Origin of the sequence: Brucella sp. BE17 (assembly GCF_039545455.1) — a bacterium.
Taxonomy (GTDB): domain Bacteria; phylum Pseudomonadota; class Alphaproteobacteria; order Rhizobiales; family Rhizobiaceae; genus Brucella.
In genome coordinates this window covers 826,301-839,911 of sequence record NZ_CP154468.1, presented here as the reverse complement: position 1 = coordinate 839,911, position 13,611 = coordinate 826,301, and the positions used below count along the sequence as shown (strand labels likewise).

Here is a 13,611-nt window from a genome sequence, read left to right as displayed (position 1 = left end):
CGATTGATGATTAGATTTGGCTTAGCGCCGGGTAGAGCGCGCGATAGCGCTGATAGGCCTCGTCATAGGCGGAAAGTTGAGCCGCGTTCGGCTCGATGTTGCGCGCCACTGGTGGCGGGGTGCAGATTGAAAACGGATCAGCCCCGGTGGCCGCGACAAGGCCTAGCCGTGCCGCACCATAGGCTGCGCCGAAGTCACCCTCAGCGGGCAGTGCCACAGTCGTATTGAGTGCGGTGGCAATTGCTTCCAGCCAATAGGTGGAGCGCGAGCCGCCGCCGATCGCCGTTAGTGCGGTGATTTCGGTTCCAGCCGATTGCAGCGCGGCGAGACTGTCACGAATGGCGAAAGCTACGCCTTCAAGGACCGATTGCGTCATGGCATTGCGGTCACTCTCGTGGTCCAGTCCCGTGAAGGAACCGCGAATTTTCGCATCGTTATAAGGTGTGCGCTCGCCGGAAAGATAGGGCAGGAACGTTACGCCGGTTGGTGCTCTCAAAGTGGTGCCCAATGACTGATCGAGCGCCTGCGGACTGGTGCCGGTGATGCGTGAAAACCAGTCGAGCGCGCTTGCTGCTGACAGGATGACGCCCATCTGATGCCATGTGTCGGGCAGCGCGTGGCAGAAGGCATGCACGGCGCTTTCAGGCTTTGGCTGGTAAGCGCTGTTGGCGGCAAAAAGTACACCCGATGTGCCAAGCGAAACGAAAGCATGACCTGCTTTTACCGTTCCCATGCCACAGGCAGAAGCCGCATTATCACCGGCACCGCCCGCCACGACCGGTGAACCATCAATGCCCCAGCGCGAGGCCAGTTCAGCTTTTAAGTTTCCCGTCGCGTCCGTGCCCTCGGCCAGACGCGGCATCTGCTCTATGGTGAGGCCGGTTTTGGCGAGCAGTTCGGGTGACCAGTGGCGCTGGCCGGTATCGAGCCAGCTCGTCCCTGCCGCATCAGACATATCCGAGGCGTAATCGCCCGTCAGCCAGAGCCTGAGATAATCCTTTGGCAACAATACCTTATGGATGCAAGCAAAGATTTCAGGTTCATTGCGAGAGACCCATACGAGCTTCGGCGCGGTAAAACCCGGAAAGACGATATTTCCGGTAATGGCGCGAAAAGCCGGGTCGGCATCAAGTTCGGCTGCCTCCTTGTAGGCGCGGGTATCGTTCCACAACATGCAGGGGCGCAAAACCTTGTCTTGCGCGTCGATCAGCGTTGCGCCATGCATCTGCCCGGATAGCCCGATGCCTTTGATAGCCGAAAACTCCTTCGGATGCGCGCGCCGCAGGCCGTCAATGGCTACTTCGCAGGCGTTGATCCAGTCTGCCGGGTCCTGTTCGCTCCAGCCATGATGCGGGCGAGAGACATCAAGCTCGCCATGGGCCGAACCTATTGAACGCTGATCGTCATCGATCAAAAGGGCCTTCACGCCGGATGTGCCGAGATCGAGACCGAGATACATGCTTGCTCCTGTGAATTTTCTGCTGCCGTTCAGGCGAATTGCGGTAGGTTGTCTTTGAGAAAAATTTCGATACGGATATGTTCCTGCCCCGGCACAATGGGCTGTCGGTCAACGGAGGCCTTGAGGATACGGATGGCGCTGCGAATTTCATGGCCGGGATCCTGCGCCAGAACGCCGTGGATCAGGTCCTGAGCCAATCCTTTTGCAGTTGCCTCGTCGTGCTCGTGCGCAATCACCAGCGGCTTTCTCGCCGGATGCGACGCCAGTGCGCGCAGAAGTCCACCATTGCCAGCGCCGAGACTGTAAAGACCGGCAATGTCGCTGCGGCAGTGAAGAAGTTCTCGCACCAGTCTTTCGACGCGCATATCCTCATCAAGCCCTTCGAACGGTGCCAGAATTGTACGATCCGGGAAATCGCCGCGCATCGCTTCGACAAAGCCTTCATAGCGCTCACGATGATCACGAACCTTAAGCGATCCAGCAAGAACAGCAATCACCCCATTGGTTTTATTAGAAAAAAATCCAAGAAGTCGCCCAGCGGTGCGCCCCGCGGCAGTGTTGTCGACACCGACATAATGTTCGCGCGCACCATGGTCGAGGTCGGATACCAATGTAACGACGGGAATACCGCTTTCCCTCAACAGGTCGCAGCTTTGGCGCACCATATCCGTGTCGATTGCCACGAAGGCGACGCCATCGGGCTTGCGCGCAGCACAGGCTTCAAGGGCCACGGCAAGAGCCGTTTCATCGAAGGCTGGTACCAGAACGAGGTTGATCTGCATCCGCTCACTCGGCGCACGTTCAATGGCGGCTGCAAGTTCGCTACGCAGGTTCAACATGAAGGTATTGTCATTGTCGGGCAAGATGAAATCGAATCGATAATGTCGCCCGCGCGCTAAATTGGCAGCCCCCATATCGCGGACATATCCAAGTACGCGCATTGCCTCCACGACACGCTCACGCGTGCGACTTCGAACACCGGGCCGGTCGTTGAGGACGCGGTCCACTGTGGCAAGGCTGACGCCCGCAGTGCGCGCAATATCGTGGACGGTCGGTTTCATTCCTGCTCCCAGTGGATTGAACAATTCCTACATCTGCTCTCCGGGCTGGAGGAACGGGATGCAATACTGGAATCAAACCACACGGGCGAACCATAAGCACAAAAATGAGGTACGTAAATCAAAAATCTTCCCAAGATTTAAAAACTTGCGAGTGGTTCGCCGGGAAGTCCGGCTCGGGTCCGCATGCGTTCATAGAGCGCTGCGGCAATAGGCTCGTAATTTTCATCAAAATGATGCCCACCGGGCAATTTCATGACCTCCATACCTTTGAGCCTATCGGCCGTGCAGGCGGTGTCGTCTTCTTCCTCGCCGTAAACGCAGACGACACGATCAAGTGGTATGGTCGCAATGGCTGACACCACATCCTTATCGCCGTCCATGCCGAGCCAGCCTTGAATGGAAATCTGGAAGGTCGTCGTTGTTTCAGCACTGAGCAGCCCCACCATGCGGATGCGATCCTGCATGGATACATCAAGATATTGCCATGCGAAGGGGAATGTATCTGCGCCGAATGAATAACCAAGCACCGTCACCGGCAGTTTGCCGGTCGGATCAGCTTTCCTGATCATCGCCGCCGTATCGCGAGCGATTTCTTGTGGCGTGTGCTCGGCCCAGAAATAGCGCAGCGAATCGACGCCAATGACATGCACGCCCTTCGCCTGCAACCATTCGCCGATGGATTTGTCGATATCACGCCAGCCGCCATCGCCGGAGTAAAAGATTGCCACCATATTGGTCTTGCCGCCTTTGCCGGGCAAATCTATGATGGGCAGTGCTTCGTTCTTGGCATCTTCGGCTGCCATTTCTGCTGCCGCATCGGCGGCAATTTTCATACGAACCGGGAGTGCGTCAGCGCCTAGGAGCATGGCAACGTTTTTCTTTCGTGCTTCGGGCGCATCATTTTGTGGCGCGCCCGTTGGCGCGATAACCAGAGCCGGAGCGGGAAGTTCCTCATCAAAGGCATAGGTAAATCCGCCACCCTGCGCTTTGATTGCTTCGGCCTGTTCGGTACAGGAAGGAAGGCGGGTCTTTGCGGCAACCGGATCAAGCGCCACTGCACCTGCAATGGTGGCAGCCGGAGAATCGGAGGCTGCCGCATAGGCGATAGTGCCCCCTTGTCCGACCCCCATCACGACAGGATGAAAATAAACGCTGAGATCAAGTCCACGCAGGGCTTCCTTGGCAATGGCCTCGAAATCGGAATCGAGATAATTGCATTCGCCGTCTTCCTTGTCGAGGGCCGCTCGCCATGGGCCGAGTTCGACCATCAAGACGATCAGCTTACGTGAAAGCAGGGCGTCGCGAAGCGCGCGTTCCTTGTCACCTATACCTGTTTCGTCGCTGATAATGAGTGCAAGCCCGTTCGGATTGCCGTTTGGCATATAGACGGGGATATTTGCGAGACGCTCGGCGCTGACATGGATTACGGCCTCACTGGAGCCGGTCCATTTGCTCCATAGGCGTGCCGTTGCGCCTGGATGCATCAGAGCATAGGCGGCAATACTTAAAATCAGGGCGGTACCTGCCAGCGTGTTGACTAGGTGTCGTTTCGTCATGTGCGGATGAACTCCAGCGGACTGCCGTTAATGAGGGTGGTGACATCTAGAAGGACGCGCGGTGTCTCAAGTCCGCCGGGGCAAATCAAGTAATGCGGCGCCCAGACCGGATCGAACTTTTCCTTAAAAGTTTTCAGCCCATCGAAATGATAAAGATCAGCGCCGCTTTTATAGATGAAGGCACCAAGCCGATTCCAGCGCGAGGCGAGCCTGCTGCCGCTTAACCCCGACAGGGGGGCGGCACCGAGATTAAACCATTGATAGCCTTCCGCCTTGCTCGCCATCAAAAGCTTGGCGAAAAGCGCATCCATAAGCAGCTTGTGCACATTGGGCATGTAGCGCATGAGATCGACGGTAATTTCGTACTTATTCGCGCCGCGCCACAGATTGGCAAAAGCGACGATTTCGCCATCGCGTTTGAGAACTGCCATATCGAAGCGCCTAAGATAGGTTTCGTCGAAATACCCCAACGAAAACCGCTTTTCACTGCCCGACTTGAATTTGAGCCATGCATCGGAAATTTCACGCAGGCGCGGCATGAGCGGCGGAACGTTGACTGCGGGAATAATTTCAAATGTCAGCCCATCCTTGTCCACCTTCCGGTCTGCGTACCGGAAAGCCTGGCGGCGTGGGCCGTCGAGCGAAAACCGCGTGAGGTCCACGCGGGCCACTTCGCCGAGCTTCAGCGCGATCAACCCCATGTCGAGAAAGAGCGGTAGACTTTGTGGGCCGACGCCATAAAAAACCGTCCGCAGTGCCAGCCTATCGGCAAGACCATGAAAAGACCAGGCCAGCTCCATTCCGCTTGCGGGAGCGCCGACCGGTTCGCCAAATGAAATCAGGCTACCACCCGACTGGGCATACATGATGAAGGCACTTTCATCGGGTGCCAGCAAAAACTGCTTGTCGCCAAGCAATGCTAACGCCGCGTCTGTATGCGGGCATTGCGTCACAAGGTACGGCACGGCATCCGGTATCGAATAGTCAATCCTGCGTCTTCGATGGCCGTTTCTATTGATAATCGAGTGCAGGCCGACGGCGGCCACAACAGCAAAAACCAGTACGGTCGCGCGCAAAAAGCGCGGCGCATTGCCGTTCCATGCAAAATCCCACCACAGGTCATTGGAATATTCGACATGGCGGTAGACGAAAAAGCCGAGCCATGTTGAGACGATCACCGTGGTGCCTACGGTGGCGATCCAGTTCCAGCTCAAAATGAAGGGGACGGAAACCGGTCGGCGGTAGAACGAGGCACGGAACGCCCATAAAATACCGGCGAAGAGACATAGAATTGTCGCTTCTTCCCAATCAAGTCCTTTGGCCATTGAAAATATCGCGCCGCTCAAAAGGAGCACCGTTGCGGCAATCCAGGCGCGTTCAAGCCTTTTGAATAGGCCTCGTGCTACAATGAGCAGCGCAACGCCAACGAGGCTCGCCGCCAGATGCGACATTTCCATCAAAAACTCAGGCACCACGCCTGAAAGGATATGGACGCGGTAGCGCATGTCTGGTGTGGCACCCGAAATCAAAAGCACAATACCGCCGAGAAAAATGATGCTGGCGGCAAGACCGGGGATCAACGGTTCCACCAGACGTTTGGCAAAAAGCGCCTTCTTGCCCAAGTTTTTCCTTCGGCGTTTGATCTCCCAGATAACGATGCCGAGCGTGGACGCAACGAGCGGCAAAACGGTATAGATCACACGATAGGCGATAAGGGCTGCGATTGCCTCAGGCTTGTCGCCGATGCCAAGGCCTGCAATGATGGTCGCCTCGAAAGCGCCAATCCCGCCCGGTGCGTGGCTGGCGATACCGAGCACGATGGCGATGACATAAACGAGCGCAAAGACGGCAAAGCTCGGCGCCGCCGTCTGCGGCATCAGCACATAGAGCGTTGCAGCCGCCGCTCCCACGTCGACGAGTCCCGCGCATATCTGGATCAGTGCGCCTTTTGAATTGGGCAGACGCAGGATCATTGCACCGATGCGCAAACTGCGCTCACCTCTCGAAAGCCAGTAAATCAGCCAGCCGACACCACCAAGCAAGATGATGCCGGCCGCCACATCGATGCGTGCATCGATGGCTGCAATCCATGGTACGTCCTGCGGATCGATAAGCAGCGCCATGCCCACCAAGATGATAAGAGCAAACCAGATTGCAAACCACGATGTGCCGACGATCTTTCCAATATCGGCAAGGCTGATACCTTCAGCCGCATAGATACGGTAGCGAAGCGCTCCGCCGGTTAAAAGCGAAAAGCCGAGCGCATTGGAGATGGCATATCCGGCAGCCCCGGCCACCGCTGCGATGTGCCGGGGTATCTGGCTGGGGGCAATGGTCTCTACTGCTACCACATCGTAGAGGGCAACGGCCGCATAGCTGAGACCGGTGAAGAAGATTGCAAGACCCACAGTTGCCCATGGAATACCATGGAAAGCGGCGAGCGTTTCCGCCCGCGACGTGTTCCGGAGCAAATCCTCAAGCACAATGATTGCCAGCAGCGCGATAGTGATGCCCGCGGCAGGAAACAGGATATGCTGATAGCGTTTCAGCCGGGCATATTTTTTCGAAAATGTTTCCGGCTGTGCGGCAATTACTTCATCGTCAATAGGGCTCATCGGAGCGGCGTCCAGTTGGAGCGATAAAAATATCAGAACACGCAATTGATCCTGATTTAGGGCAAACTTGTGGTGCTACAGCATGCGACACTGAAAATATTCAAACATAAGCAAACTTGGTCTATAAGGCACGCAATCGGCGCGTGCCGCAGGCTTAAAGTAACAAAGAAAGAGATTCTGGTGCTAAGCGTTTCCTATCTGACCGCTGCTGGCGCAGGCGCGCTGTCCTTTCTTTCGCCTTGCGTCCTGCCGCTTGTGCCGCCCTATCTGTGTTACATGGCGGGGGTCAGCGTCGAGGATTTCCGCGCTGAAAAGCAAGCGCATGTCATGGCAGCCCCTTTGCATCGTCGCTCGCTTGCCCTCGCTGCGCTTTCCTTCGTGCTCGGTTTCACCACAGTTTTCGTGGCACTTGGCGCAGGCGCATCATCCATCGGCGCATTTCTGCGCGCATGGCAACAGGAGATTGCGATTGTCGCAGGCGTCGTCATTATCCTGATGGGGCTGAATTTTTTAGGCGTGCTGCGTCTATCGTTCCTGTCGCGAGAAGCACGGTTCCAGGCACGTGACGCGCCCGCATCCCCGCTTGGCGCTTATGTGATGGGGCTTGCCTTCGCTTTCGGCTGGACACCCTGCATCGGGCCGGTTCTGGGGCCTATCCTGACGCTCGCCGGTGGCAGCAGCACGGTCATCGAAGGTGCGGCACTCCTCGCCGTCTATTCGCTTGGGCTTGGCGTTCCTTTCATGATAGCTGCCCTTTTCTCAGGTGCTTTCATGCGCTTTCTGGCGCGTTTTCGCGTGCATCTGGGCAAAGTGGAAAAAGCCATGGGCGTGCTTCTCATTATTGCAGGTCTGTTGTTCCTGACCGGCGGCATGCAATCCTTTTCCTTCTGGCTACTCGAAAATTTTCCTGCCCTTGGGCGGCTTGGATAAGACAGCGCTGATAGAGGGTAAGTTTCCATATACGCTTTGATGCTAAAGCATATTTCAGATTACATATTTGCGGATGATAACATGACCGATCGTAGCTGCCTTTCCATCATACTCGCCGCAGGCGAGGGCACGCGCATGAAATCGAGCCTGCCGAAGGTTCTGCACAAGGTGGCGGGCCTTCCGCTGGTCTGTCATGTGGTCAAGGCCGTGCAGGGTACGGGCGAAAGCGATGTGGCGCTGGTGGTTGGACGTGGTGCGGAAAATGTGCAGGCGGCCGTTGAAAAGATTGCTGGTCCTGTTTCCGCTTTCGAGCAGAAGCAGCGCCTTGGCACAGCCCACGCCGTGCTGGCGGCACGCGAGGCCATCGCGCGTGGTTATGATGATCTCCTGATTGTTTTTGGCGACACACCGCTCATTGAAGCGCAATCGCTTCAGGCGGCACGCGCGCGTCTTGATGAAGGCGCGGATATCGTGGTGATCGGTTTTCGCCCGGAAAACCCGCATGGCTATGGCCGTCTGATTGAAGAAGGCGGAAAACTCGTAGCGATCGTCGAGGAAAAAGAAACAACGGATGAGCAAAAGAAAATCGGCTTCTGCAATGGTGGGCTTATGGCCGTGCGCGGCAATTATGCTCTTTCGCTTATTGATGCGGTCAAGAACGACAATGCCAAGGGCGAGTACTACCTGACCGATATTGTCGCCATCGGCCACGCGAAGGGCCTTAATGTGCTGGCTCTTGAAGTGCCGGTCGACAATGTCATCGGTATCAACAACCGTGCGGAACTGGCCGAGGCCGAAAGGATCTGGCAGGCGCGCAAGCGCCGCGAGATGATGCTTGCAGGCGTGACGCTGATTGCCCCTGAAACCGTATTCTTCAGCCATGATACCCAGATTGATGCCGATGTTATCATTGAGCCGAATGTGTTTTTTGGCCCCGCTGTGCGTGTGGATACCGGTGCTGTCGTTCACGCTTTCTCGCATATAGAAGGCGCGCATGTGGGTGCCAATGCCGAGATCGGACCATTTGCACGCCTGCGTCCCGGCGCAAATCTTGCCGAAAAATCCAAGGTTGGCAATTTCTGCGAGGTGAAAAATGCGCAAGTCGGCAAAGGCGCCAAGATCAACCACCTGACTTATATCGGTGACGCCGACATTGGCGCTGGAAGCAATATCGGGGCTGGCACCATCACCTGCAATTATGACGGCTACAACAAATATAGAACCGTCGTGGGCGAGGGCGCTTTCGTCGGCTCCAACAGTTCGCTGGTGGCACCTGTCAACATCGGCGACAATGCTTATGTTGCGTCCGGCAGTGTGATTACGAGGGATGTTCCAGTCGAGGCACTGGCATTGGGTCGTGCGCGGCAGGAAAATAAAGAAGGACGCGCAACGCTCTTGCGTAAAAAATATGCTGCCATCAAAGCGGCAAAGGCCGCAGGCAAATAATCAATCAACGGGTGAGACGAGCGGTCACAGCTTGTGATTTCCGCTTGTCGCCGGAAGCTTTAAACCACTGACAGGTAATCGGCAGATCAATCGGAGTTTTTCATGTGCGGAATCATTGGCATTATCGGTGAGAGCGAAGTTGCGCCGCGTCTCGTGGATGCGTTGAAGCGACTTGAGTACCGCGGGTATGATTCCGCTGGTATCGCCACGCTGCAAAACGGCCATATCGACCGCCGCCGCGCCGAAGGCAAACTGGTTAACCTTGAAAAAAGTCTGGCAGGCGATCCGCTGCCTGGCTTGATCGGCATCGGCCATACACGCTGGGCAACCCATGGCAGACCTGTGGAGCGCAATGCGCATCCGCATATCACCGACCGTTTGGCAGTGGTTCATAACGGTATCATCGAAAATTTTGCCGAATTGCGCGATCTGCTGCAAGGTGAAGGTTTTACCTTCCAAAGCGAAACCGACACCGAGGCTGTCGCCCATCTCGTAACACGCGAGCTGATGCGTGGTAAGTCGCCGGTCGATGCGGTACGCGACAGTCTGCCGATGCTCAAAGGTGCTTTTGCGCTCGCCTTCCTGTTCGAGGGCGAGGAAGAACTGCTGATCGGGGCGCGGCAGGGACCGCCACTGGCTGTCGGCTATGGGGAAGGCGAAATGTTCCTCGGATCGGACGCCATCGCGCTTTCACCTTTTACCGATACGATTTCTTATCTCGAAGATGGTGATTGGGCCGTGCTGACGCGCAAGGGCGTCGCCATCTATGACGAGAACAACAAATCCGTCGAACGCCCGGTCCAGAAATCGCAAAATACCAATATGTTGGTGTCGAAGGGCAATCACCGCCATTTCATGCAAAAAGAGATGTTCGAGCAGCCGGAAGTCATTTCGCATACGCTCGCCAACTATCTCGATTTCACCACCGGCAAGGTGCGCGACGAGGCCATCGGGCTTGATTTTAGCAAGATCGACCGCCTGACGATTTCGTCTTGTGGCACGGCATTCTACGCAGCTTCGGTTGGAAAATACTGGTTCGAGCAGATTGCACGTCTACCGGTCGACTGCGATATCGCGTCGGAATTCCGTTATCGCGAAATGCCCTTGTCGAAAGATTCGCTCGCTATGTTTGTTTCCCAATCGGGCGAGACGGCGGACACACTGGCCTCATTGCGTTATTGCAAGCAGCAGGGCTTGAAGATTGCATCGGTGGTCAATGTCACCGGATCGACCATTGCGCGAGAATCCGATTCGGTTTTCCCGACCTTGGCAGGACCGGAGATTGGTGTCGCCTCCACCAAGGCTTTCACCTGCCAGCTTTCGGCCTTGGCATCGTTGGCGATTGCCGCTGCAAAGCAGCGCGGCGTGATTGATGAAAAGCGCGAAAAGGAACTGGTGCACGATCTTTCCGAAGCACCGCGTTTCATCAATCAGGTCTTGAAGCTTGAAAGCCAGATTGCCGATGTGTGCGCCGATCTCGCCAAGGTCAATCATGTGCTTTATCTTGGACGCGGCACGTCCTTCCCGCTGGCGCTGGAAGGCGCGCTGAAACTCAAGGAAATCTCCTATATTCACGCCGAAGGCTATGCGGCGGGTGAGTTGAAGCACGGGCCGATCGCACTGATCGATGAAACCATGCCGGTGATCGTAATCGCGCCATCTGATCGTCTTTATGAGAAGACCGTTTCAAACATGCAGGAGGTGGCCGCGCGCGGCGGGCGCATCATCTTGATCACCGATAAAAAGGGTGCTGCGAGCGCCAGCATCAATACGTTGACAACCATCGTTCTGCCAGACGTGCCGGAGTTCATTACGCCGCTGGTCTATGCGCTGCCGATCCAGATGCTGGCCTATCACACTGCCGTTTTAATGGGTACAGACGTCGATCAGCCGCGCAATCTGGCCAAATCCGTGACGGTAGAATAATAGATAAATCAGATAATTGTGAGATAATCCTGATATTTTAATAGAGGTGGCCGCAGCGATGCGGCCATTTTTGTTTATCCAGCCCTTAAAAGCCGGATCGCCTCGTCGCGTCCAAATAGATAAAGCAGCACGCGTAAGGCTTGCCCGCGCTCGCCTTCCAGATCGGGATCATTTGCCAGCACATAGAGCGCATCCTTGCGGGCGATTTCGAGTAGATCGCCATGCGCTTCGATGGAAGCCAGACGAAAGCCCGGCGTGCCGGACTGGCGCGTACCCAGCAGTTCGCCTTCGCCGCGCAGTTTCAGGTCTTCCTCGGCGATGCGGAAACCGTCTTCCGTCTCGCGCATGACCTTTAGCCGTGCCTGGGCAATTTCGCCGAGCGGACCCTTGTAGAGCAGCAGACAGGTCGAGGGCTTGTCACCGCGCCCGACGCGTCCGCGCAACTGATGTAACTGCGCAAGGCCAAAACGCTCGGCATGCTCAATCACAATGATTGTCGCGTCCGGTACATCGACGCCGACTTCGATCACCGTTGTCGCAATCAGCAGCCGCGTCTCTCCCTGTTTGAAGGCGCGCATGGCCTCGTCTTTTTCCACGCCGTTCATGCGGCCATGGATAAGCCCGATCTGCTTGCCAAAAGCGGGTTTCAGGCTTTCAAAACGTTCTTCAGCAGACGTCAGTTCGACCAGTTCCGATTCTTCCACCAGCGGGCAGATCCAGTAGATTTTCTGACCTTCACTGACCGCCTTGCGGATACGCTCGACCAGTTCATTCATGCGCTCCATGGGAAGGATGGCCGTAGTGATCGGTTGACGTCCGGCGGGTTTTTCGGTGAGTTTGGAAACATCCATGTCACCAAAAGCGGTCAGGACCAGCGTGCGCGGAATAGGGGTTGCCGTCATCACCAGCATATCGGGGGCTGCACCCTTGGCTGTCAGCATCAGGCGTTGATGCACGCCGAAACGATGCTGCTCGTCGATGATGATGAAGACCAGATCGTGATATTCGACCTTGTTCTGAAACAGCGCATGCGTACCAATGATGATATTGATTTCGCCGCTTTTCAAGCCTTCGAGAACCGCGTTGCGCTCGCGGCCTTTTTCTCGGCCGGTGAGAAGGGCTGCTCTCAGTCCGGCTTTTTCAGCCAATGGCGCGATTGTTGCAAAATGCTGGCGAGCAAGGACTTCCGTAGGTGCCATCAGTGCCGATTGTCCGCCAGATTCGGCTGCATGCGCCATGGCGAGCAACCCCACCACGGTCTTGCCCGATCCGACATCGCCCTGCAAAAGTCGCAACATGCGCTGTGGCGACTTGAGATCGGTGATGATTTCGCGTGAGGCCTGTTCCTGACTTTTGGTCAGTCGATAGGGCAGGTAAGCCATGATGTCGCCAACGATGCGGCCGGTGCTGTCGAGCGGACGCCCGGACAATCGCCGTGTCTTGGCGCGCACCAGGGCCAGCGCCAGTTGTCCGGCTAGAAATTCATCATAAGCGAGCCTGCGTCGCGTAATACCTGCCAGTGCGATATCCGATGGATCTTGCGGCATATGCAGGGTTTCAAGTGCGGGCTTGAAAGCTGAAAAACGCTCGCGTTCAAGCAAAGGCGGATCGATCCATTCTGGTAATTCCGGCACGCGCGTCAGCGCCTCGCGGATGCCGCGCGCCAATGTTTTTGGCGAAAGACCGGCAGTCAGTGGATAGACAGGTTCAACCATCGGCAGACTGGACGCATCCTCAAGGCTTGCGATATAATCGGGATGCACCATGGAAGCGCGCCCGTTGAACCATTCAACCTTGCCCGACACGATCACGGTTTCGCCCTCAGGCAGCATCTTTTGCAGCCAAGGCACCTGGGCACGAAAGAAGGTCAGCGCGATCTCACCGGTATCGTCATGGGCGAAAACCCTATGCGGAACATTACCGCGGCCCGGCGGGGCTGGCTGGTGCTGGTCGACCATGACTTCAAGTGTAACGATTGCGCCTTCCTGTGCCAGCGCGATGCCGGGGCGGTCGCGCCGGTCAATAATGCTGTGCGGCGGCAGGAACAAAAGCTGTGAAATCTTGGGGTCTGCGCCAGGCGCATCGGTTCCCAGCAATTTACCGAGCAGCACCGCCACTTTCGGGCCAATGCCTGAAAGTGAACGGACGGAGGCGAAAAACGGATCGAGCATGGACGGACGCATACACTGAGCATTAAACGCTTCGCTGCGACAAGCAAGGGCAGGCGGTAAAGTTTCTGTGCTCTTTTTGTTCTGATGGTAAAACGGGTTCCCGTTTGCGTCTTTGATGCTATATAGCGGCGGAAATATTTATCAATGGAGCGACAGGCAATGACAGGCAGCACGATTGTGACGGAAAATCTCGATGTGCGACGCCGCAAATTGCTGTTTCGCTCCTGGCATCGCGGCATGCGCGAGATGGACCTGATTCTGGGCCAATATGCCGATGCGCATATTGCCGGTTTCAGTGATCAACAGCTTGATGAATTTGAACTGATCCTTGAAGTGCTGGACCGTGATCTGCTCAAATGGGTAACAGGAGAAGCTGTAACGCCGCCCGAATTTGATACGCCGCTTTTCCGTGACATTATCGCTTTCCGTGACCGAATAGAATTCTGA

Annotated in this window: 9 protein-coding genes; 4 read left to right on the top strand and 5 right to left on the bottom strand. The window is 56.2% G+C overall.

What is annotated here, in order from left to right; all coding sequences use genetic code 11:
* Nucleotides 1-10: 10 nt before the first annotated feature.
* From xylB to mprF, 4 genes are all read right to left on the bottom strand, one after another.
* On the bottom strand, nt 11-1,459 hold the full coding sequence (gene xylB, locus AAIB41_RS15135) for a xylulokinase (RefSeq protein ID WP_343314866.1): 1,449 nt from the start codon (nt 1,457-1,459) through the stop codon (nt 11-13).
* Nucleotides 1,460-1,488: 29 nt separating this feature from the next.
* Nucleotides 1,489-2,520 (bottom strand): LacI family DNA-binding transcriptional regulator, encoded by a 1,032-nt coding sequence (locus AAIB41_RS15130; protein ID WP_343314865.1) that lies wholly within the window; start codon nt 2,518-2,520, stop codon nt 1,489-1,491.
* A 137-nt stretch (nt 2,521-2,657) separates the two neighbouring features.
* Nucleotides 2,658-4,076, bottom strand: a complete 1,419-nt coding sequence (locus tag AAIB41_RS15125) for an AcvB/VirJ family lysyl-phosphatidylglycerol hydrolase (protein WP_343314864.1) — start codon at nt 4,074-4,076, stop codon at nt 2,658-2,660.
* The gene (gene mprF, locus AAIB41_RS15120) at nt 4,073-6,691 is read right to left on the bottom strand and encodes a bifunctional lysylphosphatidylglycerol flippase/synthetase MprF (RefSeq protein ID WP_343314863.1); all 2,619 of its coding nucleotides are present in this window, start codon (nt 6,689-6,691) and stop codon (nt 4,073-4,075) included. The genes AAIB41_RS15125 and mprF overlap by 4 nt, the downstream gene beginning before the upstream one ends.
* 180 nt (nt 6,692-6,871) lie before the next feature.
* Between mprF and AAIB41_RS15115 the strand changes: the two genes are divergently transcribed.
* The 3 genes from AAIB41_RS15115 (at nt 6,872) to glmS (ending at nt 10,993) form a co-directional block, all read left to right on the top strand.
* Entirely contained in the window at nt 6,872-7,621 is a 750-nt protein-coding gene (locus AAIB41_RS15115) for a cytochrome c biogenesis CcdA family protein (RefSeq protein WP_343314862.1), read from the top strand.
* Between the two features lie 81 nt (nt 7,622-7,702).
* A complete protein-coding gene (gene glmU, locus AAIB41_RS15110) occupies nt 7,703-9,067 on the top strand; it encodes a bifunctional UDP-N-acetylglucosamine diphosphorylase/glucosamine-1-phosphate N-acetyltransferase GlmU (RefSeq protein WP_343314861.1) in 1,365 nt (454 codons plus the stop codon).
* Between the two features lie 102 nt (nt 9,068-9,169).
* A complete protein-coding gene (gene glmS / locus AAIB41_RS15105; RefSeq protein ID WP_343314860.1) occupies nt 9,170-10,993 on the top strand; it encodes a glutamine--fructose-6-phosphate transaminase (isomerizing) in 1,824 nt (607 codons plus the stop codon).
* Nucleotides 10,994-11,067: 74 nt separating this feature from the next.
* On the opposite strand, the gene recG is transcribed toward glmS, so the two are convergent.
* Entirely contained in the window at nt 11,068-13,176 is a 2,109-nt protein-coding gene (gene recG / locus AAIB41_RS15100) for an ATP-dependent DNA helicase RecG (RefSeq protein ID WP_343314859.1), read from the bottom strand.
* Nucleotides 13,177-13,323: 147 nt separating this feature from the next.
* Here recG and AAIB41_RS15095 point away from each other — a divergent pair, with 147 nt between their 5' ends.
* Nucleotides 13,324-13,611 (top strand): succinate dehydrogenase assembly factor 2, encoded by a 288-nt coding sequence (locus AAIB41_RS15095; RefSeq protein WP_343314858.1) that lies wholly within the window; start codon nt 13,324-13,326, stop codon nt 13,609-13,611.

Coding starts and splice junctions, on each gene's coding strand:
- xylB (WP_343314866.1), bottom strand. CDS start 1,459: ATGTATCTCGGTCTCGATCTCGGCACATCCGGCGTGAAGGCCCTTTTG.
- AAIB41_RS15130 (WP_343314865.1), bottom strand. CDS start 2,520: ATGAAACCGACCGTCCACGATATTGCGCGCACTGCGGGCGTCAGCCTT.
- AAIB41_RS15125 (WP_343314864.1), bottom strand. CDS start 4,076: ATGACGAAACGACACCTAGTCAACACGCTGGCAGGTACCGCCCTGATT.
- mprF (WP_343314863.1), bottom strand. CDS start 6,691: ATGAGCCCTATTGACGATGAAGTAATTGCCGCACAGCCGGAAACATTT.
- glmU (WP_343314861.1), top strand. CDS start 7,703: ATGACCGATCGTAGCTGCCTTTCCATCATACTCGCCGCAGGCGAGGGC.
- glmS (WP_343314860.1), top strand. CDS start 9,170: ATGTGCGGAATCATTGGCATTATCGGTGAGAGCGAAGTTGCGCCGCGT.
- recG (WP_343314859.1), bottom strand. CDS start 13,176: ATGCGTCCGTCCATGCTCGATCCGTTTTTCGCCTCCGTCCGTTCACTT.
- AAIB41_RS15095 (WP_343314858.1), top strand. CDS start 13,324: ATGACAGGCAGCACGATTGTGACGGAAAATCTCGATGTGCGACGCCGC.